The organism is Streptomyces sp. NPDC090021 (genome assembly GCF_044748225.1).
In the GTDB taxonomy this organism is placed as follows: Bacteria; Actinomycetota; Actinomycetes; order Streptomycetales; family Streptomycetaceae; genus Streptomyces.
Window position 1 is genome coordinate 246,066 of the sequence record NZ_JBIVFO010000002.1, and the last position, 18,816, is coordinate 264,881.

Below are 18,816 nucleotides of genomic sequence, written 5' to 3' on the forward strand. Positions count from 1 at the left end.
CCCCGGAGCCGCTGACCCCGGAGCCGCTGACCTGCGGCGCTCGGCCCTCCCCGGGCGCGAGGGCCCGCAGTCGTGGAGGTTCGCGGGTCGGCGCCGTACCCGCCTTCGGCGGGACACCCTCTAGAACGGACGCCACCGCGTCCGCGGGTCGCCCTCCCTGAGCGAGGCCACGCGGCGGCGGAACTCGGCCCCGGCGGCGGCGTTGCCGGGCGCGTGCTGGGCGACCCAGGCGCAGCCGGCCGTCTCGCGGGCGCCGCGCAGGACCGCACAGCCCGCCCAGTCGCGGACGTCCCACCCGTACGCCGTCACGAAGGCCTCGTACTCCTCGGCGGGCATGCCGTACCGGTCGTGGGACAGGGCCATCACCACCAGGTCGTGTTCGCGCAGGTCGGCCGAGACGGTCTCCAGGTCGACCAGGACCGGGCCGTCCGGGCCCACGTGGACGTTGCGGGGCAGGGCGTCGCCGTGGACCGGGCCCGGCGTCAGGTGCGGGGTGAGCGCCGCCACCTGGTCCGCGTGGGCGTCGCGGCGGGCGCGCAGGTACGCGGCGTCGGCCGGGTCGATCGCGTCCCCCGCCAGCCGCAGCCAGCGCTCGACCCCGCCCAGCAGGTCCCGCGCCGGCAGGGCGAACGGCGGCTCCGGCAGCGCGTGGACGGCCCGCAGCAGCACCGCCAGGTCCTCGGGCCCAGCGGGCCGTACCGCGTCCGGGAGGCGGTGCCACAGGGTCAGCGGATGCCCCTCCACCAGCCGCGGCTTCGGCTCCGCCGCACGGACCGCCGGGATGCCGGCCGCGGCGAACCAGTCGGCCACCAGGAGTTCGCGCTCGGCACGCTCCAGCAGCGCGGCCTCCCGGCCCACCTTGACCACGAGAGCGCCGACCGCGAACACGGCGTTCTCGCCGAGGGCGAGCAGCGCGGGCTCCCGGCGCCCACCGCCGGTGAGGCCCGCAGCCGCCAGTACGTCCCTCGCCCGCGCTTCGTTCATGCTGCTGTTCTACCACCGCCCGGACGCGCCCGGACGCGCCCGGACGCGACGGGAGGCTCCGGTCAGAGGGGGTCGCCGAGGGGGCCGTACTCCGCCTCCAGGTTCTTCGCCCAGTGGGCGGCGAAGTCGGGCCGGGTACCGTCGGTGTCGGTGAACCCGTACTCCTCGTACAGGCCCCAAGTCGCCAGTGCCCGGCCTGATTTGTTCATGATCTGCGGGTCGGCCGCCAGCGCCGCGACCGCCCGGCCCAGGTACGCGGGGGACTCGGAGTGGGCGAAGTTCGGGTCCTGCGCCACGCCGCCGCGCCAGTCGGCCTCGGTGACGCCGAAGTGGTCGAGCACGGCCTCCGACCGCAGGAACCCGGGGGTGATCGCCACGGCGGCGACGCCGTGCGGCCTGAGCTCGGCGGACTGTGCGAACGCGAGGCGGATCACGGCGGACTTGGCCAGGTCGTAGAAGAACGTGCCGCGGTAGCGGGCGGTGTTGCCGTCGGTGACCTCGACCACCAGGCCGCTCCCGCGGGCGACCATGAGCGGCAGCGCGTACCGGCTGGTGATCACATGGGTCTCCACCGCCTGCCGCAGCAGCCGCAGCCCGGTCTCCAGGTCCTGCTCCCACAAGGGGCGTTCCCAGTCGGTCAACGGGTCACCTCCCCACACCGAGTTGACCAGGACGTCGAGCCGCCCGTCCTGGTCGGCGGCGATCCGCTCGACGAGGGCCCGTACCTCCTCGGGACGGCTGTGGTCGGTCCGTACCGGGATGCCCAGGCCACCCGCGGCCGTGACCCTGCCCGCCGTGTCCTCGATCGTCTCCGGACGGTCCAGGTCCGAGCGTCCGGCGGCGCCGCTGCTGCGCCCCGTGACGTACACGGTCGCGCCGGCCGAGCCCAGCTCGACGGCGATGCCCCGGCCGCCGCCGCGGGTGCCGCCGGCGACCAGGGCCACCTTTCCGGAGAGCGGGCGTGGGTCGGTGGTCATGATTCCTCCGGTTCGTGGCCGTGCCGTGGCGGGAGATGGGGGTGCAGCACGGCGTCGAGTTCCCGCCGCATCCGCTGGGCCAGGGTGCCGCCGCGTTCGACGGCCCAGGTCAGGCCCGCCCCGGCGGTGATCGCCTGCACGGTGCCGGCCAGGGCCGCGACGTCCGTTCCGGCGCGGAGTTCGCCCGCGTCGACGGCCTCCGCCAGCAGGTCACCGATTGCCCGCCGCTGGGCGTGGTGAACGGCCAGGGCGCGTTCGTACAGCTGCGGATCGGTCAGGTCCGTGCACAGGAAGGCCAGGTGGTGGGCGAAGCTCTCCGGCGTGTCCATCCCGGCGAAGGCCTGCGACGTCAGCGCCGCCAGGGCGTCGAGCGCGCTCGCGTGCGCCCCGCGGGCGCGGGCGGCCAGTTCGCCGGCCTCCTCGGCGGACCGGTCGGCGAGCGCCAGCAGCAGGCCGTGCTTGGACCCGAACCGCTGGACGAGGGTGCCGGGCACCAGACCGACCTCGCGGGCCACGGCGGCCAGGGTGAGCCCCGTCGGCCCCAACCGGCCCATGACCCGCACGGTCGCGCGCAGGATCACCTCGTCCTCGATCCCCCGTGGGCGTCCCACGGCCACCCGCCTTCCTCGTCCGGCAGTTAATAAATGACTGTTCATTCATTAAAGCCCGAGCCTTCTCCGGCGGCAAGTCCCGCCGCCCGACCGCGGGCGGGTGGTGGCTTCCCGTCGACGGCCCGATGCTGGAGTGGTGGGCGCCGAACGCGACGGACGCGCAGGCCGCGGCCCCGGTACGGTGGCGCGGCGCGCGATCCGCACCACCCTCGCCGCATGCGGCAGCTTCTACCTGTTCCTCTACGGGCTGGACCAGCCCGTGGCGGCCACGTACGCCCTCTTCGGCGTCGTGTCGATGGCGGCGCTCTCCCATATCCCCGGGACCGGGCGCCAGCGGGCGGCCGTCATGGTCCGGACGGCGCCCGCGGTCTGGCTGCTGGTGACGGCCGGCACCTTTCTCGCGGTACGGACGTGGACCGCGGTGGCCGGCATGCTGCTGATCGGCTTCGTGCTGGCCTTCGTGGCGGCGGCCGGCCCCCGCGCCGCCGGGGCGACCCCCGGGCTGCAACTGCTCTACATCATGCCCAGCTTCCCGCCCTACGCGCCGGACACCCTCGGGCAGAGGCTGCTGGGCGTGACCCTCGGACTCGTCCTGCTGGTCCTCGCCGAGCTCTTCGTGCTGCCCGAACCGCGCGGCCCCACCTACCGGCAGCGGGTCGCCGAGGCGGGCAGGGTCGCCGTGCGCTGCGCGGACGAGCTGGGGCGGGCGCCGTACGCCCTGTCCGCCGCCACCGTGGCGGCCGTCCGCGCGGTCGGCGAGTCGCTGCGCCCGCTGCGGATCGACGAGGCCGACCGCCCCGCCGGGCCGGGCCTGCGCGACCGGGCCCTCGCCCACGCGGGTCTGGCCGTGCGTACGCTCCTCGGCCGCATGCTGCACCTGCCGCCACCGCCCCCGGGCAAGGCCCCGTTGAAGCCCGGGGCCGACCTGCTGGACGCGGTCGGCAGGGCCGCCGCCGAGACGGCCGCCCTGCTGTCGGGCACCGGCCGCACGAACGACGAGGCACGCACGAACGACGAGGCCCGCACGCTGCGGCGGCTGCGCGAGGAGGCCGGGGACCGCGCCGAACACGAGCGGCAGGGCCTGACGGCCGCCCGCGGCCGACGCCGGGCGGCGCTGCTGGAGGTCGCGGACGCCGCGGTGGCGTTCACCGAGGCATCGGACCTGGCGGTACGGGGGCGGCGCGCACGGATCCCCGGCGGGGTCGACTCCGTCCGCTTCTGGTACGCCGGCCGGGGTGCGCCGCTGTTGTGGTGGCACCGGCTGTGGGCCCATGCCGGGCCGCGGTCGGTGTACTTCCAGAACGCCGTCCGCATCGCCCTCGCGCTCGGCGCCGCCCGGACCGTCGCGGGCGTGGAATCGCTGCCGCACGGCTTCTGGGCGATGCTGGCCGTCCTCAGCCTGACCAGGACCACGGCCGCGCAGACCCGGGCGACGGTGCGACTGGCGCTCGCGGGCACGCTGCTCGGGGCGCTCCTGGCCGCGGGCGTACTGACCCTGGTCGGCGGGCGGACCACCGTCTACGCCGTCGTCCTGCCGGTCGTCATGGTCGTCGCGTTCCGGGTCGGGCCGGTGCGGGGCGTGGGCTGGGCCCAGGGGATGTTCACCCTCGTCGTGTCCTTCGTCTTCGCGCAGCTGGCGCCGGTGACCTGGCGGCTGGCCGAGGTGCGGATCATGGACGTGATCATCGGCAGCCTGATCGGCGTCGTCTTCGGACTGCTCGCCTGGCCGCGGGGGGCCCAGGCAGAACTGCACCGGGCCGTCGCGGAGCTGCTGGAGCGGGAGGCCGAGACGGTCGAGCGCACCACGGCCGCCGTGGTGGCGGGTGTCCCGGGGGCCACGCCCGACGACCGTGCGCTCCGGCGCGCGCTGTCCCTGGCGGAGAGCGCGTACGCCCAGCGCCAGGGCGAGCCGAGGGCGCCGGCACAGGGGGCGCCGGACTGGCAGGCGGCCATGATGACGGGCCATCACGTGCTGTGGGGTTCGCGCCGGCTGCTCGCCCGCTCCGGGCCCGTCCTCGACCCGGTGCACAGGGACCGGCTCGGCGGCCGGACCTCCGAACTCGTGGCCGCGATGTACGCCGCGGCCCGCCGCGCCCGGTCCGAGCCGCCCGAGGCCACCGCCGGATGGCTCCCCGCGCGCGCCGCCGACGCCCCGGCCCCGGTGCCCCCCGGGCAGCCGCCCGCCGGACCGCCGCCCCCGGCTGCCGGGCAGTCCCCGGCGGCCGGGGCGCGGGGTGACTGGCCGTACGCCGATACGCCCGAGAGCGTGGCGCCCTCGCGGTATTTCGGGGCGCTCGCCTGGCTCGAATCACTCGCCGTCGACGTCGAGCGCGTCCTGGAGCCGTGCCGCGCCCCGTCCGGCGAGGGAGAAGAGCCCCGAACATAGTTGCACGAGACGTCTCGTCTCGTTAAGGTCGGTGCATGACCTCAGCGAAGCCCGCCCACATCGCCATGTTCTCCATCGCCGCCCACGGGCACGTGAACCCGAGCATCGAGGTGATCCGGGAGCTCGTCGCCCGCGGCCACCGCGTCAGCTACGCCATCCCCGCCGCCTTCGCCGACAAGGTCGCCGAGACCGGTGCCACGCCCGTGACCTACACCTCCGTCCTCCCCACCGACGACGACCCGGAGGCCTGGGGCACCGAACTCATCGACAACCTGGAGCCCTTCCTGAACGACGCCGTCCAGGCCCTCCCGCAGCTCGCCGCAGCCTTCGAGGGCGACGAACCGGACCTCGTCATCCACGACATCACCTCCTACCCGGCGCCCGTGCTCGCCCACCGCTGGGGCGTCCCCGCCGTCTCGCTCTCCCCGAACCTCGTCGCCTGGGAGGGGTACGAACAGGAGGTGGCCGAGCCGATGTTCGCCGGGCTGAAGGCCTCCGAGCGCGGGCAGGCGTACTACGCGAAGTTCGCGGCATGGCTCACCGAGAACGGCCTCGGCGACCAGGTCGACCGCTTCCAGAGCCGGCCCCGCCGAAGCCTCGTCCTGATCCCCAAGGCCCTGCAGCCCCACGCCGACCGCGTCGACCAGGCCGTCCACACCTTCGTCGGAGCCTGCCAGGGCGACCGCAGCGCCACCCAGGGCACTGGAGCCGGCCCGCGACCGCCCACGGCAAGAAGGTCGTCCTCGTCTCGCTCGGCTCGGCCTTCACCAAACAGCCCGCCTTCTACCGCGCCTGCATGGACGCCTTCGCGGACCTTCCCGACTGGCACGTCGTCCTGCAGATCGGCAGGTTCACCGACGAGGCCGACCTCGGCGAGGTCCCCGCCAACGCCGAGGTCCACCGCTGGGTCCCCCAGCTGGACATCCTGCGCCAGGCCGACGCCTTCATCACCCACGCGGGCGCCGGCGGCAGTCAGGAGGGCCTCGCCACCGCCACCCCGATGGTCGCCGTCCCCCAGGCCGTCGACCAGTTCGGCAACGCCGACATGCTGGCCGCCCTGGGCGTCGCCCGGCACGTCCCCATGGCCGACGCGGACGCGATCACCCTCCGCGAGGCGGTCCTCGCCCTCGTCGCCGACCCCGCCGTCGCCGCCCGCGCCGAGGAGATCCGCGCCGCGATGGCCACCGAGGGCGGCACGCACCAGGCGGCCGACCTCATCGAGGCCGAACTGTCATAGGCACCCCCTAAGGTGCCCCCATGACGAAGAAGGCCACGGTGACGACCATGTACGCGGCGCTGCTGCGCGGCATCAATGTCGGCGGCAGCAGGAAGGTCCCGATGGCGGAACTGCGCACGGTCCTGGAAGGACTCGGGCACGGGGACGTGGCAACGTACCTGCAGAGCGGGAACGCCGTGTTCAGCAGCGCGCGGACCGACCCGGCGGCACTCGCCCGGGAGCTGGAGGCGGCCATCGAGGCCCACTTCGGCTTCCGGGTCGCGTGCCTGGTGAGGGACGGCGCCTACCTGCGCGCCGTCGCGGAGGCCTGCCCCTTCCCGGCCGCGGAGCTGGAGGGCAGGCAGCTCCACGCCACCTTCTTCTCCGAACAGCCCGGCCCGGAGCGCTTCGCCGCGCTCGACGGCGCCGCGTTCCTCCCCGAGGAGTACCGGCTCGGCGACCGCGTCCTCTACCTCTACGCCCCCGCCGGGCTCGGCCGCTCCAAGCTGGCCGAAGCGCTCGCCAGGCCCGCCGTCGTCAAGGGCATCGACGTGACCACCCGCAACTGGAACACCGTCGCCAAGCTCGTGGAGCTGACCGGCCCCTGACCCGGTGTCTACGCCTCCGGGACCGGGGTCGCCTGGTGGTAGTACATCCGCCACCCGGACCCGTCGTCCGAACTCCGCCAGATCGAACTCCGGCGCGCCCGCCGCCCGCCGATCACGGTCTCGTACGTGAGGTGCACCACGCCCGGGGCCAGCTCGACGCCCGTCATGCCGGCGGGCTCGTACCGCGGCCCGTCCTCGGCGCCGCCCTCCATCTCCGGCAGCGCCGCCAGCATCGCCTGCCGGTCCCACCTGCGGCCCGAGGCACCGACCTCGACGAAGTCCGGATCGAGGAGCCGGTCCGTCAGGACCCTCGACATCCGCACACCCGGACTCATCAACCGCAACTCGCCCGCGACCGCCTCGGCCACGGCCCCTCCGTCCCCGTCCATGCGATCATCATGCCCCGGGCGGACGCGGCGGCGCTGACCGCCCCCGCGGGCGACGCGGGCGACGGGGTGTGCCAGGCTCCTCGGCATGCGGTACATCATCATCGGCGCGGGCGCCGTGGGCGCCACCATCGGCGGACGGCTCGCGGAGGCGGGCGGCGAGGTCGTCCTCGCCGCGCGCGGCGCGCACGCGGAGGCCCTGCGGGCCGGGGGACTGCGGCTCACGACGGCCGACGGCAGCCGGGTGCACCGGCTCGACGTGGTCACCGGACCGCACGAGCTGGGCGAACTGCGCCCGGACGACGTGCTGTTGCTGGCCGTGAAGACCCAGGACGCCATCGCGGCGCTCGACACCTGGGGGGACGCGGAGGTCGCGGGCGGCGGCACGGCCGCGCAGCGGCTCCCGGTGCTCTGCGCGCAGAACGGCGTGGAGAGCGAGCGACTGGCCCTACGCCGCTTCGCGCGCGTGTACGGGGTGTGCGTCTGGCTGCCCGCCACCTTCCTGGAGCCCGGTGTGGTCTCGGCGCTGTGCACCCCCCTGACCGGCATCCTGCACCTGGGCCGGGCCGCGGGCGGCACGGACGCCCTCGCCCGGACCGTTGCCGCGGACCTGACGCAGGCGGGCTTCGAGGCCCCGCTGGTCGAGGACGTCATGCGGTGGAAGTACGCGAAACTGCTGGGCAACCTGGGCAACGCGATCCAGGCGACCACCGGACCGGAACCCGACCCCGCGAAGGCGGCACTGCTGCTGCGTGCCGTCCGAGAGGCGAAGGCCGCCTTCGGGGCGGCCGGCATCGCGTACGCCTCGGACGCGGAGCAGTCGCAGGCCCGCGACGGGAAGGTCGAGCAGCCGCCGGGCGTACGGGGCGGCTCTTCCTGGCAGAGCCTGGCCCGCGGGACGGGCTCGGTGGAGGCGGACTACCTCAACGGGGAGGTCTCCCTGCTGGGCCGGCTGCACGGGGTGCCCACCCCGGTCAACGACGTCCTGCGGCACGCGGCGAACATCTTCGCCCGCGAGGGTCTGCCGCCGGGCGCCATGTCCGTCGCGGACCTGACGGCCCTGGCCGACGAGGCCGCCGCCCGCGCGTGACCGCCCGCGTGGGCCCCCGCACGTGACCGCCCGCACGTGACCGCCCGTGCGTGACCGCCCGCACGTGACCGCCCGTGCATGACCCCACGCGCGTGACCGGCGGCGGAGGTTCTCAGGCCGTCACGCCGTGAGGGCCGGGAGCCGGGCGGGTGCCGCCGCGGCCGCGTCGTAGCGGCGCAACAGCAGGAGGGCCAGTTCCGGTGCGGCGCCCAGGACGTCGGCCACCACATCGGCCCCCGCCGCCCCGGCGCCGGCCGCGATGCGGTCCGGGAGCCGGCCGGGGGCGATGACGTACGGGGCCACCGCGACCCGGGCGAAGCCCTCGGCGCGCAGGGCCCGTACGGCGTCCTCCGTACGGGGCAGAGTGGCGGAGGCGAACGCAGGCCGCACGGCGCACCAACCGGTGTGCCGCCACTCCCGCGCGATTTCAGCGATCACTGCGATCGCCTCCGGGTCCGTGGAGCCGGCGGACGCGAGCACCACCGCGGTGGTGGCGCGGTCCGCCGGCGTGATGCCGGCTTCGCACAGCCGGCGTTCGAGTGCCTCGACGAGCAGCGGGGACGGGCCGAGGACGTCCGCCACCGAGACCGCCAGGCCCGGCAGACGGGTCAGCGCCTCCGACAGCGCCGCCGGGACGTCGGCCTTCGCGTGGAAGGCGCGGGTCAGCAGCAGCGGCAGGGCCACCACCTCGCGGACACCGTCGGCGTGCAGCGCCGCCAGCACCTGCTCGACCCGCGGGGCGTTGAAGTCCAGGAAGGCCGTCTCCACCCGCAGTCCGGGCCGCAGCGTCCGCACGCGCCGGGTGAGGGCGTGCACGGTCGCGGCGTGCCGCGGATCACGGCTGCCGTGGGCGATGACCAGCAGTACGGGCGCCATGCCGATCAGCTCCTCGCCAGGAGGCCGCGGCTGCGCAGGACGTGGCGTTCGAGGGGGCTGAAGATGAGGAGGTCGATGGCGATGCCGACGACGAGGATGAGGATGATGGCGAGGAAGACGCCGGGGAGGTCGATGTTGTTACGGCCGTTCTCCAGGAGCTGGCCGAGGCCGAGGCCGAGGTCGGGGGAGGAGGCGATGATCTCGGCGGCCATGAGGGAGCGCCAGGAGAAGGCCCAGCCCTGTTTGAGGCCGGCGATGTAGCCGGGGAGTGCGGCGGGCATGACGATGTGGCGGGCGCCGCGCAGGCCGGTGGCGCCGAGGGTGCGGCCGGCGCGCAGGAACAGGGGTGGGACCTGGTCGATGCCGGAGACGAGGCCGTTGGCGATGGAGGGGACGGCGCCGAGCAGGATGACGGTGAACATCATGGCGTCGTTGAGACCGAACCAGAGCACGGCGGGCGGCACCCAGGCGACCGAGGGCAGGGACTGCAGGCCCTGGAGGATGGGGCCGATGGCGGCGCGGACGAACTTCACGCGGGCCACGAGGAGGCCGAGGGGGGTGCCGATGGCCAGGGCGAGGAGGAAGCCGAGCAGGCCGCGGGAGACGGAGGTCCAGATGACCTCCAGCAGGGTTCCCTTGAGCCACATGTCGGACAGGCTGTCCCCCACGGCGGAGAGCGGGGGCAGTTTCGTCTCGTCGGCGATCTTCAGGGAGACCAGGACCTGCCAGAGGGCGAGGACCAGCGCGACGGCCAGGAACGGGGGGAGGACCTTCTTGACGAGGACCTCGCGCACGGGGGTGCGGTGGGTCTCGACGGCGTCGAGGGCGTCGAGGCCGGCCTCGAGGTGTGCGAGGTCGTCCGTTGTCGCCTTCGTTTCAGTGCTGGCCATGGCGGCGGATCTCCCCACGCAGGTGTTCGGTGATCTCAAGGGACAGTTCCGCGACGTCCGGGTCCTCGATGCGACGCGGCTGGTCGATGTCCACGGTCCATTGCCTGGCGACCCGGCCGGGGCGGGAGGAGAGCAGGACCACGCGCTGGGCGAGGCGGACGGCCTCGCGGACGTTGTGGGTGACGAAGAGGACGGACAGGCCGGTCTCGGCCCAGATGCGGGTGAGTTCGCCGTGCAGGACGTCGCGGGTGATGGCGTCGAGTGCGGCGAAGGGCTCGTCCATCAGCAGCAGGCGGCTGTCCTGGGCGAGGGCCCGGGCGAGGGCGACGCGCTGGCGCATGCCGCCGGAGAGTTCGTGGACGCGCTTGTTGTGGGAGCCCGCGAGGCGGACGAGTTCCAGCAGGCGTTCGGCTTCGGGCTTGCGGTCGGCTTTGGCGACGCCGCGCAGCCGCAGGGCGAGTTCGATGTTCTTGCCGGCGGTCAGCCAGGGGAAGAGGGCGTGTTCCTGGAACATCAGGGCGGGGCGGCCGCCGGGGGTGTCGATGGTTCCGGCGGTCGGCCTGTCGAGTCCGGCGACGAGGTTGAGCAGGGTGGACTTTCCGCAGCCGGAGGCGCCCAGGATGGTGACGAACTCTCCGGGAGCGACATCGAGGCTGATGTCGTCCAGGACGAGCTGCGTTCCGGCCGGGCCGGAGAAGGACTTCGAGACGTGCTCGATGCGCGCGGCATGAGCCGCCGTGTCGACGGCGCCCTCGGCAGCCTTGGCGAGCGTCGTGGCCATGGTCGTCACCTCCTGGGATTGCTGGATACGGGTTACTTGGCGCCGAGGCCGGCGTCGGAGACCTCGGGCTTGCCCGCGGCCTTGAGGACCTTGTTCAGGAGCGTCAGGTCGTAGATGCCGGCCAGGTCGGGCTGCTCGATGAGCCCGGCCTTCACGGCGTGGCCGGCCTGGGCTTCGAGGGTGGGGGCCAGCGGGTCGTCGGTGACGAGGATGCTCTGCCAGGCGGGGTCGATGACCTTCGCGTCCAGGGGCTTGCCGCCCTCGGCGGCGAGCCTGGCGTTGGCGGAGGCCTTGGCCTCGTCCGGGTTGGCGTGGATCCACTCGTTGGTCTTCACGGTGCCGCGCAGTACGGCCTCGACGACGTCCGGGTGCGCCTTGAGGAACTTCTGCGACACGATGACGTTCGTGATCACGAACTTCTTCCCGGGCCACAGCGTGGTCTCGTCGAGGAGGACCGAGCCTCCGTCGGTGACGAGTTTGGAGGCCGTGGGTTCCGGCACCCAGGCGCCGTCGACGGAGCCCTGCCGGAAGGCGTCGGGGATGACCTTGTTGTCGGTGCGGACCACGAGGACGTCGCCCTTGCCGGATTCGGGGTCGACCCTCCAGCCCTTCTCCGAGATCCAGTTCAGGAACGCGACGTCCTGGGTGTTCCCCTTCTGCGGGGTGGCGATCTTCTTGCCCCTGAGGTCGTCCAGGGTCTTGATCCGGTCCGGGTTCACCACGAGCTTCACGCCGCCCGAGGCGGAGCCGGAGATGATCCGCAGGTTGGAGCCCTTGGACTTCACATAGCCGTTGACCGTCGGCGAGGCGCCGATGAAACCGATGTCGAGAGAACCGCCGTTGAGGGCCTCGATCGCGGACGGACCGGCGTTGAAGGACTGCGGCCTGATCTTCGTGCCGCCGAGTTCCCGCTGGATCAGGCCCTCCTGCAGGCCGACCAGCGCGGTGGCGTGCGTCAGGTTCGGGAAGTAGCCGATCCGGACCTCCGAAGCGGACAGCCTCTTGCCGCCCGCGGCCGTCACGTTCGCCCTCCCGCCCGTTCCCTCCTGCGCCTGGGAGCCGTAGCCGCAGGAAGCGAGCGCGCCGATCAGCAGCGGCAGGGCCGCGGCGGCGGCGAGGCCGCGGCGCAGGGACGTACGGAGGGTACGGGTGTCAGGCACGGGAGGACTTCCTCTCACCGCGCCGTCGTTCTACGGCGCGGGTCTTCTTCTGTGGATCGGGGGCGGGAGCGGCTCGTGGAGGGTGGTCATCGCGCACATCGCGATACCCCTCCCTGACCGCTGCCGAGGGCGCCGCTGCCCACACGGCCGCCCTCCTTCGCGAAGGTCGAGTACGGATCGGCGAACATGATCTAGAAGTCCCACCCGTCGTCGTCCGGCTGGACCGCGGTGCCGGCGGGCTCGGCCTTGGAGGCGAAGGACTCGCCCGCCATGCCCGCCGCCAGGGTGGTCCCGTCGGCGGGGTCGATCAGTAGGAAGGACCCGGTGCGGCGGGAGTCGGCGTACGCGTCGAGCGCGAGCGGCTCGGCGGTACGGACGACCACGAGGCCGATGTCGTTGGCGACCAGCTGCCCGGGCTCCGGGTGCTGGGACAGGTCGTCCAGGGTCAGCCGGGAGGGGATCTCCTTGACGATCGCCTTGACCGTGCGGGTCGTGTGCTTGATCAGCACCCGGGCGCCCACGGACAGGGGCTGGTCCGCCACGTGGCAGACCGTCGCCACGACGTCCTGCGTGGTGGCCGGGGCGGTCGCGGACGGCGCGATCAGGTCGCCGCGCGAGATGTCGATGTCGTCCTTCAGACGTACCGTCACCGACTGCGGCGCCCAGGCGATGTCCACCGACTCGCCCAGCGCGTCGATGCCCTCGACGACCGAGGTGCGGCCCGACGGCAGGACCGTGACGGCCTCGCCGACGCGCAGCACACCGGAGGCGATCTGGCCCGCGTAGCCGCGGTAGTCGGGGTGCTCCGCCGACTGCGGGCGGATCACGTACTGCACCGGGAACCGTGCCGGGCAGGCCGTGAGGTCGTGGCTGACCGGGACCGTCTCCAGGTGCTCCAGCACCGTCGGGCCGCCGTACCAGTTCATGTTCGCCGACGGCTCCACGACGTTGTCGCCGGCCAGGGCGGAGATCGGGATCGCGGTGATCTCCGGGACGCCCAGATCGGAGGCGTACGCGGTGAACTCCTGCGCGATCGCGGCGAAGACCGACTCCTGGTAGCCGACGAGGTCCATCTTGTTCACGGCGAGGACCACGTGCGGGACGCGCAGCAGGGCCGCGACGGCCGCGTGCCGGCGGGTCTGCTCGATCACGCCGTTGCGGGCGTCGACCAGGACCACGGCCAGGTCGGCGGTGGAGGCACCGGTCACCATGTTCCGCGTGTACTGCACGTGCCCGGGGGTGTCCGCGAGGATGAACCGGCGGCGCGCGGTGGCGAAGTAGCGGTACGCGACGTCGATGGTGATGCCCTGCTCCCGCTCGGCCCGCAGGCCGTCGGTGAGCAGCGCGAGGTCGGGGGCCTCCTGGCCGCGCTGGGCGGAGACGGCCTCGACGGCCTCCATCTGGTCGGTCAGGACCGACTTGGAGTCGTGCAGCAGCCGGCCCACCAGGGTGGACTTGCCGTCGTCGACGGAACCGGCGGTCGCGAAGCGCAGCAGGGTGGTCGCCGCGAGGTCGGCCAGGTCGGCGGCCTGATCGGTGGTGCTGGTCATGTCTAGAAGTACCCTTCGCGCTTGCGGTCTTCCATCGCGGCCTCGGACATCTTGTCGTCGGCGCGGGTCGCGCCCCGCTCGGTGAGGCGGGAGACGGCGATCTCGGCGATCACGGCGTCGAGCGTGACGGCCTCGGAATCGACGGCGCCGGTGCAGGACATGTCACCGACGGTGCGGTAGCGGACGAGCCGCTTCTCGGGCGTCTCGCCCTCCCTGGGACCGCCCCACTCGCCGGCCGTCAGCCACATGCCGTTGCGCTTGAAGACCTCGCGCTCGTGGGCGAAGTAGATCTCCGGCAGCTCGATGCCCTCGCGGGCGATGTACTGCCACACGTCCAGCTCGGTCCAGTTGGACAGCGGGAAGACGCGCACGTGCTCGCCGGGGGCGTGCCGGCCGTTGTAGAGCTGCCACAGCTCGGGGCGCTGGCGGCGGGGGTCCCACTGGGAGAACTCGTCGCGCAGGGAGAACACCCGCTCCTTGGCGCGGGCCTTCTCCTCGTCGCGGCGGCCGCCGCCGAAGACGGCGTCGAACTTCAGGCTCTGGATCGCCTCCGTCAGCGGGACGGTCTGCAGCGGGTTGCGGGTCCCGTCCGGGCGCTCGCGCAGCGTGCCCGCGTCGATGTAGTCCTGGACGGACGCCACGTGCAGGCGCAGCCCGTGCCGGGCGACGGTGCGGTCGCGGTACTCCAGCACCTCGGGGAAGTTGTGGCCCGTGTCGACGTGCAGCAGCGCGAAGGGCACCGGCGCCGGCGCGAACGCCTTGAGCGCCAGGTGCAGCATGACGATGGAGTCCTTGCCGCCGGAGAACAGGATCACCGGCTTCTCGAACTCGCCCGCCACCTCACGGAAGATGTGCACGGCCTCGGACTCCAGGGCGTCGAGGTGCGACAGCGCGTAGGGCGCGTCGGTCTCCTCGTGGACGTGTGCGACGGTCGTCGTCATGCCAGACCCCTCTCGGTGAGCAGCGCGTGCAGGGCCGAGGCCGACTCCTGCACGGTCTGCGTGTGCGACTCGATACGGAGGTCCGGGGACTCCGGCGCCTCGTACGGGTCGTCGACCCCGGTCAGACCGGAGATCTCGCCCGCCGCCTGCTTGGCGTACAGACCCTTCACGTCACGCTCGGAGCACACCTCCACCGGGGTGGCCACGTGCACTTCGAGGTAGTCGGTCGACGCGGCGGCGTGCCGCTTCCGGACGGCCTCGCGGCTGTCGGCGAAGGGCGCGATCACCGGCACCAGCGCCTTGACGCCATTGCTCGCGAGGAGTTCGGCGACGAAGCCGATCCGCTGCACGTTGGTGTGCCGGTCCTCGCGGCTGAAGCCCAGGCCGGCGGAGAGGAACTCGCGGATCTCGTCCCCGTCGAGCACCTCCACCCGGTGGCCCTCGGTGCGCAGCCGCTCGGCCAGCGCGTAGGCGATGGTGGTCTTGCCCGCGCTCGGCAGCCCGGTCAGCCACACGGTGGCGCCCTGGTCGCTCACGCTCATCTGCTCTGTCTCCGTAAGTTCTTCGCTGGTCGTCATCAGCCGTGCAGTCCGCACTCGGTCTTGCCCCGCCCGGCCCAGCGGCCGGACCGCGCGTCCTCGCCCTCCGCCACGCGGCGGGTGCAGGGGGCGCAGCCGACGGAGGCGTAGCCGTCCGTCAGCAGCGGGTTGGTGAGTACGCCGTGCTCGGCGATGTACGCGTCCACGTCGTCCTGGGTCCACCGGGCGATCGGCGAGATCTTGACCTTCTGCCGCTTCTCGTCCCAGCCGACCACGGGGGTGTTCGCCCGGGTCGGGGACTCGTCGCGGCGCAGGCCCGTCGCCCACGCGTCGTACGCCGTCAGGCCCTCTTCGAGCGGCTTGACCTTGCGCAGCGCGCAGCACAGGTCGGGGTCCCGGTCGTGCAGCTTCGGGCCGTACTCGGCGTCCTGCTCGGCCACGGTCTGACGCGGGGTCAGCGTGATGACGTGGACGTCCATGACCGCGTCGACCGCGTCCCGGGTGCCGATGGTCTCCTCGAAGTGGTAGCCCGTGTCGAGGAAGACCACGTCCACGCCGGGAAAGACCGTCGAGGCCAGGTGGGCGACGACCGCGTCCTCCATGGAGGAGGTCACGGCGAACTTCGCGCCGAAGGTGTCGGCCGCCCAGCGCAGGATGTCCGGCGCGGAGGCGTCCTCCAGGTCGCGGCCGGCCTGCTCGGCCAGCTCCTTGAGCGTCGCGGCCTTCAGAGCGGCGTTCTTGAGACTCGCGTCTTGAGTGGTGGTCATATCTCGTCCCCTCCCGCTGGACCCGACTGCACGCCCCGGGCCAGCAGCCCGAGGTACTTCAGCTGGAAGGCCCGGTTGCAGGCCCGGCACTCCCACGCGCCGTGGCCGCTCTCGTGGGGGAACAGGTCCTCGTCGCCGCAGTAGGGGCAGTAGAACGGGGCGGCTCGCTCGCTCACGAGAGGCTCTTCTCGTCGGCGCGGGCGACCCAGGCCGCGAAGCGCTCGCCGTCCTCGCGCTGCTCCTCGTAGCTCTTGACGACCCGCTCGACGTAGTCGGGCAGACCGGCCGAGGTGACCTTCAGGCCGCGGACCTTGCGGCCGAAGCCGGCCTCCAGGCCGAGGGCGCCGCCCAGGTGGACCTGGTAGCCCTCCACCTGGTTGCCGTCGTCGTCCAGGACGAGCTGCCCCTTGAGACCGATGTCCGCCACCTGGATACGGGCGCAGGCGTTCGGGCAGCCGTTGATGTTGATGGTGATCGGCTCGGCGAAGTCCGGCAGGCGGCGCTCCAGCTCGTCGATGAGCGAGGCGCCGCGCGCCTTGGTCTCGACGATGGCCAGCTTGCAGAACTCGATGCCGGTGCAGGCCATCGTGCCGCGGCGGAACGGGGACGGCTTGACCCGCAGGTCCAGCGCCTCCAGCGCCTCGACCACCGAATCGACCCTGTCGGCCTCGATGTCGAGCACGATCATCTTCTGCTCGGCGGTGGTGCGCAGCCGGCCGGAGCCGTGCTGCTCGGCGATGTCCGCGATCTTGGTCAGGGTGGCGCCGTCCACACGGCCCACGCGGGGCGCGAAGCCGACGTAGAACTTGCCGTCCTGCTGCTCGTGGACGCCGACGTGGTCGCGCCACTGGCCGGAGGGCTGCTCGGGGGCGGGGCCGTCGGTCAGCTTGCGCTTCAGGTACTCGTCCTCCAGGACCTGGCGGAACTTGGCCGCGCCCCAGTCGGCGACGAGGAACTTCAGGCGGGCGCGGGTGCGCAGCCGGCGGTAGCCGTAGTCGCGGAAGATCGAGATGACGCCCTCGTACACGTCCGGGACCTCGTCCAGCGAGACCCAGGTGCCCAGGCGCACACCGAGCTTGGGGTTGGTGGACAGGCCGCCGCCGACCCAGACGTCGAAGCCGGGACCGTGTTCGGGGTGGTTCACGCCCACGAACGCGATGTCGTTGATCTCGTGCGCCACGTCGAGGAGCGGCGAGCCGGAGATCGCGGACTTGAACTTGCGGGGCAGATTGGAGAAGTCCTTGTTGCCCACGATGCGGCGGTAGATCTCGTCGATGGCGGGCGTGCCGTCGATGATCTCGTCCCGGGCGATGCCGGCGACGGGCGAGCCGAGGATGACGCGGGGCGTGTCACCGCAGGCCTCGGTGGTGGACAGGCCGACGGCCTCCAGCCGGCGCCAGATCTCCGGGACGTCCTCGATCCGGATCCAGTGGTACTGCACGTTCTGGCGGTCGGTGAGGTCGGCGGTGCCGCGCGCGAACTCCTCGGAGATCTCGCCGATGACGCGCAGCTGCTCGGTGGTCAGCCGGCCGCCGTCGATGCGCACGCGCAGCATGAAGTACTTGTCGTCCAGCTCCTCCGGCTCCAGGATCGCGGTCTTGCCGCCGTCGATCCCGGGCTTGCGCTGGGTGTAGAGGCCCCACCAGCGCATACGGCCGCGCAGGTCGTTGGGGTCGATGGAGTCGAAGCCGCGGTGGGCGTAGATCGTCTCAATGCGTGTCCGCACATTGAGACCGTCGTCGTCCTTCTTGAACTGCTCGTTGCCGTTGAGGGGCGTGTGGTGTCCGACGGCCCACTGTCCCTCGCCGCGGTGACGTCCGGTCTTGCGGCGCGCGGCGGCTGCGGGCGCGGGCGTTTCGGGGGTGGCGGCCATGGCGGTACGTCCTTCTTGGGCGGCTCAGGGCAGGGGCGGGTGAAGCGGGCGGGGTGGCGTGACCCCTGGACGCTGAGCGGGTGCGGCTGATCGTCCGCGCCGAGCCGGGGTGACCGGCGGACAGGGCGGAATTCGGCCTTCAGGGGACTGCGATGATCGACGCTTCCACGGCGACGATGCCGGGATTGCGGCGATGTGCGGCGGTTGCTGGTTCCGTCAGCACGCCGGACAGATGGCGCTGGACATGCGGCCGAGGTCGACGTGCCGCCGACTCACCAAGGCAATTCCAGCTCCATTCATGGCGGAAGCGTGTCATGTGCCTCTTGGAGGAGTCCACTACTGTCCACGATACGGACGGAGTGGTCCCGCATGGTGGGATGGCGTGACGGGGGTCACCCCTCTGCGGTTGCCCTGGCCGGGCGTGTGCGGTTGCCCTGGCCGGGCCGTTGCGGTTGTCTTCCCGGCTGCGGGCCGATGGCCGCCTCTGCCCTGGCCGGGCGGTGCCGAGGTTTTCCGTCTGCGGGCCGGTGGCCGCCTTTGCCCTGGCCGGGCCGTTGCCGAGGTTTCCTGGGTGCGGGCCGGTGGCCGCGCCTCAATCTCCCCCAGCTACCGCTGGGAGGTGCCCCCTGGCGGGGCTGGGTTTGGTGTCCCCGGTCGGGAGTGGCCTGGCGGGGGTGTGGTCCGGCGGGGCTGGGTTTGGCTTCGGGTGTGGCGGGGCCCCTCCGGGGGCTCTCCTCGGCTCGGCGCGCGCGGCCTTGTCCCGGCTGTGCCCGGCGGTGGCGCCTCGTCCTGCGGGGAGCCCCCGCAGTGTCCCCGCCCCACGGCCCCGGCCCGTACCAGACGGGGCGACACCGCCGGGGTTGGGAGTGCCGGGACGGTGGGGGTGTCCCTACACCGGGTTCCGCTGGGTACGGGACGGGGTGACGCCGCCGGGGGGTGCGGGGACGGTGGGGTGTCCCCGCCCCAGGGCCCGGCGCCTACGGGAAGGGGTGACGCCGCCGGGGTGGGGTGCGGGGGCGGTGGGGGGTGTTCCCGCCCCGGGTTCCGCTGGGTACGGGACGGGGGGACGCTGCCGGGGTGGGGGTGTGGGGACGGTGGGGGGTGTCCCCGCAGGACGAGGCGGGACCGCCGACCGGCGGCCGGGACGAGGCCGCGCTCGCCGAGCCGAGGAGAGATCGGAA

At 73.2% G+C, this 18,816-nt stretch carries 18 protein-coding genes and 1 pseudogene; 4 read left to right on the forward strand and 15 right to left on the reverse strand.

Annotation, left to right across the window (positions count from 1 at the left end; all coding sequences use genetic code 11):
• Positions 1-120 precede the first annotated feature (120 nt).
• From ACIPXC_RS02265 to ACIPXC_RS02275, 3 genes are all read right to left on the reverse strand, one after another.
• Positions 121-984, reverse strand: coding sequence for a phosphotransferase enzyme family protein (locus tag ACIPXC_RS02265; RefSeq protein ID WP_401612523.1), 864 nt, complete (start codon positions 982-984; stop codon positions 121-123).
• Between the two features lie 62 nt (positions 985-1,046).
• The gene (locus ACIPXC_RS02270) at positions 1,047-1,961 is read right to left on the reverse strand and encodes an SDR family oxidoreductase (protein ID WP_401612526.1); all 915 of its coding nucleotides are present in this window, start codon (positions 1,959-1,961) and stop codon (positions 1,047-1,049) included.
• Positions 1,958-2,572, reverse strand: coding sequence for a TetR/AcrR family transcriptional regulator (locus ACIPXC_RS02275; protein WP_401612529.1), 615 nt, complete (start codon positions 2,570-2,572; stop codon positions 1,958-1,960). The genes ACIPXC_RS02270 and ACIPXC_RS02275 overlap by 4 nt, the downstream gene beginning before the upstream one ends.
• A gap of 136 nt (positions 2,573-2,708) precedes the next feature.
• Here ACIPXC_RS02275 and ACIPXC_RS02280 point away from each other — a divergent pair, with 136 nt between their 5' ends.
• The 3 genes and pseudogenes from ACIPXC_RS02280 to ACIPXC_RS02290 all read left to right on the forward strand — a co-directional run bounded on the left by ACIPXC_RS02280 (position 2,709) and on the right by ACIPXC_RS02290 (position 6,782).
• Complete coding sequence (locus ACIPXC_RS02280) at positions 2,709-4,958, forward strand: FUSC family protein (RefSeq protein ID WP_401612531.1); 2,250 nt, start codon at positions 2,709-2,711, stop codon at positions 4,956-4,958.
• Positions 4,959-6,195: pseudogene (gene mgt / locus ACIPXC_RS02285) on the forward strand (macrolide-inactivating glycosyltransferase).
• Positions 6,196-6,215: 20 nt separating this feature from the next.
• Positions 6,216-6,782: a DUF1697 domain-containing protein gene (locus ACIPXC_RS02290; RefSeq protein WP_401612534.1), complete on the forward strand. Its 567-nt coding sequence runs from the start codon at positions 6,216-6,218 to the stop codon at positions 6,780-6,782.
• Between the two features lie 8 nt (positions 6,783-6,790).
• On the opposite strand, the gene ACIPXC_RS02295 is transcribed toward ACIPXC_RS02290, so the two are convergent.
• Complete coding sequence (locus ACIPXC_RS02295) at positions 6,791-7,171, reverse strand: DUF4440 domain-containing protein (protein ID WP_401612536.1); 381 nt, start codon at positions 7,169-7,171, stop codon at positions 6,791-6,793.
• Between the two features lie 85 nt (positions 7,172-7,256).
• Here ACIPXC_RS02295 and ACIPXC_RS02300 point away from each other — a divergent pair, with 85 nt between their 5' ends.
• Positions 7,257-8,258, forward strand: a complete 1,002-nt coding sequence (locus tag ACIPXC_RS02300; protein ID WP_401612539.1) for a ketopantoate reductase family protein — start codon at positions 7,257-7,259, stop codon at positions 8,256-8,258.
• A 120-nt stretch (positions 8,259-8,378) separates the two neighbouring features.
• Here ACIPXC_RS02300 and ACIPXC_RS02305 read toward each other — a convergent pair whose 3' ends face one another.
• The 11 genes from ACIPXC_RS02305 to ACIPXC_RS02355 form a co-directional block, all read right to left on the reverse strand.
• On the reverse strand, positions 8,379-9,134 hold the full coding sequence (locus tag ACIPXC_RS02305; protein WP_401612542.1) for a sirohydrochlorin chelatase: 756 nt from the start codon (positions 9,132-9,134) through the stop codon (positions 8,379-8,381).
• Between the two features lie 5 nt (positions 9,135-9,139).
• On the reverse strand, positions 9,140-10,024 hold the full coding sequence (locus ACIPXC_RS02310; RefSeq protein ID WP_401612545.1) for an ABC transporter permease: 885 nt from the start codon (positions 10,022-10,024) through the stop codon (positions 9,140-9,142).
• Complete coding sequence (locus ACIPXC_RS02315; protein ID WP_401612548.1) at positions 10,011-10,805, reverse strand: ABC transporter ATP-binding protein; 795 nt, start codon at positions 10,803-10,805, stop codon at positions 10,011-10,013. The genes ACIPXC_RS02310 and ACIPXC_RS02315 overlap by 14 nt, the downstream gene beginning before the upstream one ends.
• A 32-nt stretch (positions 10,806-10,837) precedes the next feature.
• Complete coding sequence (locus ACIPXC_RS02320) at positions 10,838-11,965, reverse strand: ABC transporter substrate-binding protein (protein ID WP_401612551.1); 1,128 nt, start codon at positions 11,963-11,965, stop codon at positions 10,838-10,840.
• A gap of 191 nt (positions 11,966-12,156) precedes the next feature.
• Positions 12,157-13,515, reverse strand: a complete 1,359-nt coding sequence (locus ACIPXC_RS02325; RefSeq protein WP_401612554.1) for a sulfate adenylyltransferase subunit 1 — start codon at positions 13,513-13,515, stop codon at positions 12,157-12,159.
• 2 nt (positions 13,516-13,517) lie between these two features.
• Positions 13,518-14,456, reverse strand: coding sequence for a sulfate adenylyltransferase subunit CysD (cysD, locus tag ACIPXC_RS02330; RefSeq protein WP_401612557.1), 939 nt, complete (start codon positions 14,454-14,456; stop codon positions 13,518-13,520).
• Positions 14,453-14,998: an adenylyl-sulfate kinase gene (gene cysC, locus ACIPXC_RS02335; protein ID WP_401612560.1), complete on the reverse strand. Its 546-nt coding sequence runs from the start codon at positions 14,996-14,998 to the stop codon at positions 14,453-14,455. The genes cysD and cysC overlap by 4 nt, the downstream gene beginning before the upstream one ends.
• Positions 14,999-15,033: 35 nt before the next feature.
• Complete coding sequence (locus ACIPXC_RS02340) at positions 15,034-15,762, reverse strand: phosphoadenylyl-sulfate reductase (RefSeq protein ID WP_401612563.1); 729 nt, start codon at positions 15,760-15,762, stop codon at positions 15,034-15,036.
• Positions 15,759-15,938 (reverse strand): hypothetical protein, encoded by a 180-nt coding sequence (locus ACIPXC_RS02345; RefSeq protein WP_401612566.1) that lies wholly within the window; start codon positions 15,936-15,938, stop codon positions 15,759-15,761. The genes ACIPXC_RS02340 and ACIPXC_RS02345 overlap by 4 nt, the downstream gene beginning before the upstream one ends.
• Complete coding sequence (locus tag ACIPXC_RS02350) at positions 15,935-17,635, reverse strand: nitrite/sulfite reductase (RefSeq protein ID WP_401612569.1); 1,701 nt, start codon at positions 17,633-17,635, stop codon at positions 15,935-15,937. Before ACIPXC_RS02350 ends, ACIPXC_RS02345 begins: the two co-directional genes overlap by 4 nt.
• 216 nt (positions 17,636-17,851) lie before the next feature.
• Entirely contained in the window at positions 17,852-17,935 is an 84-nt protein-coding gene (locus ACIPXC_RS02355) for a putative leader peptide (protein WP_310942095.1), read from the reverse strand.
• Positions 17,936-18,816: the final 881 nt, after the last annotated feature.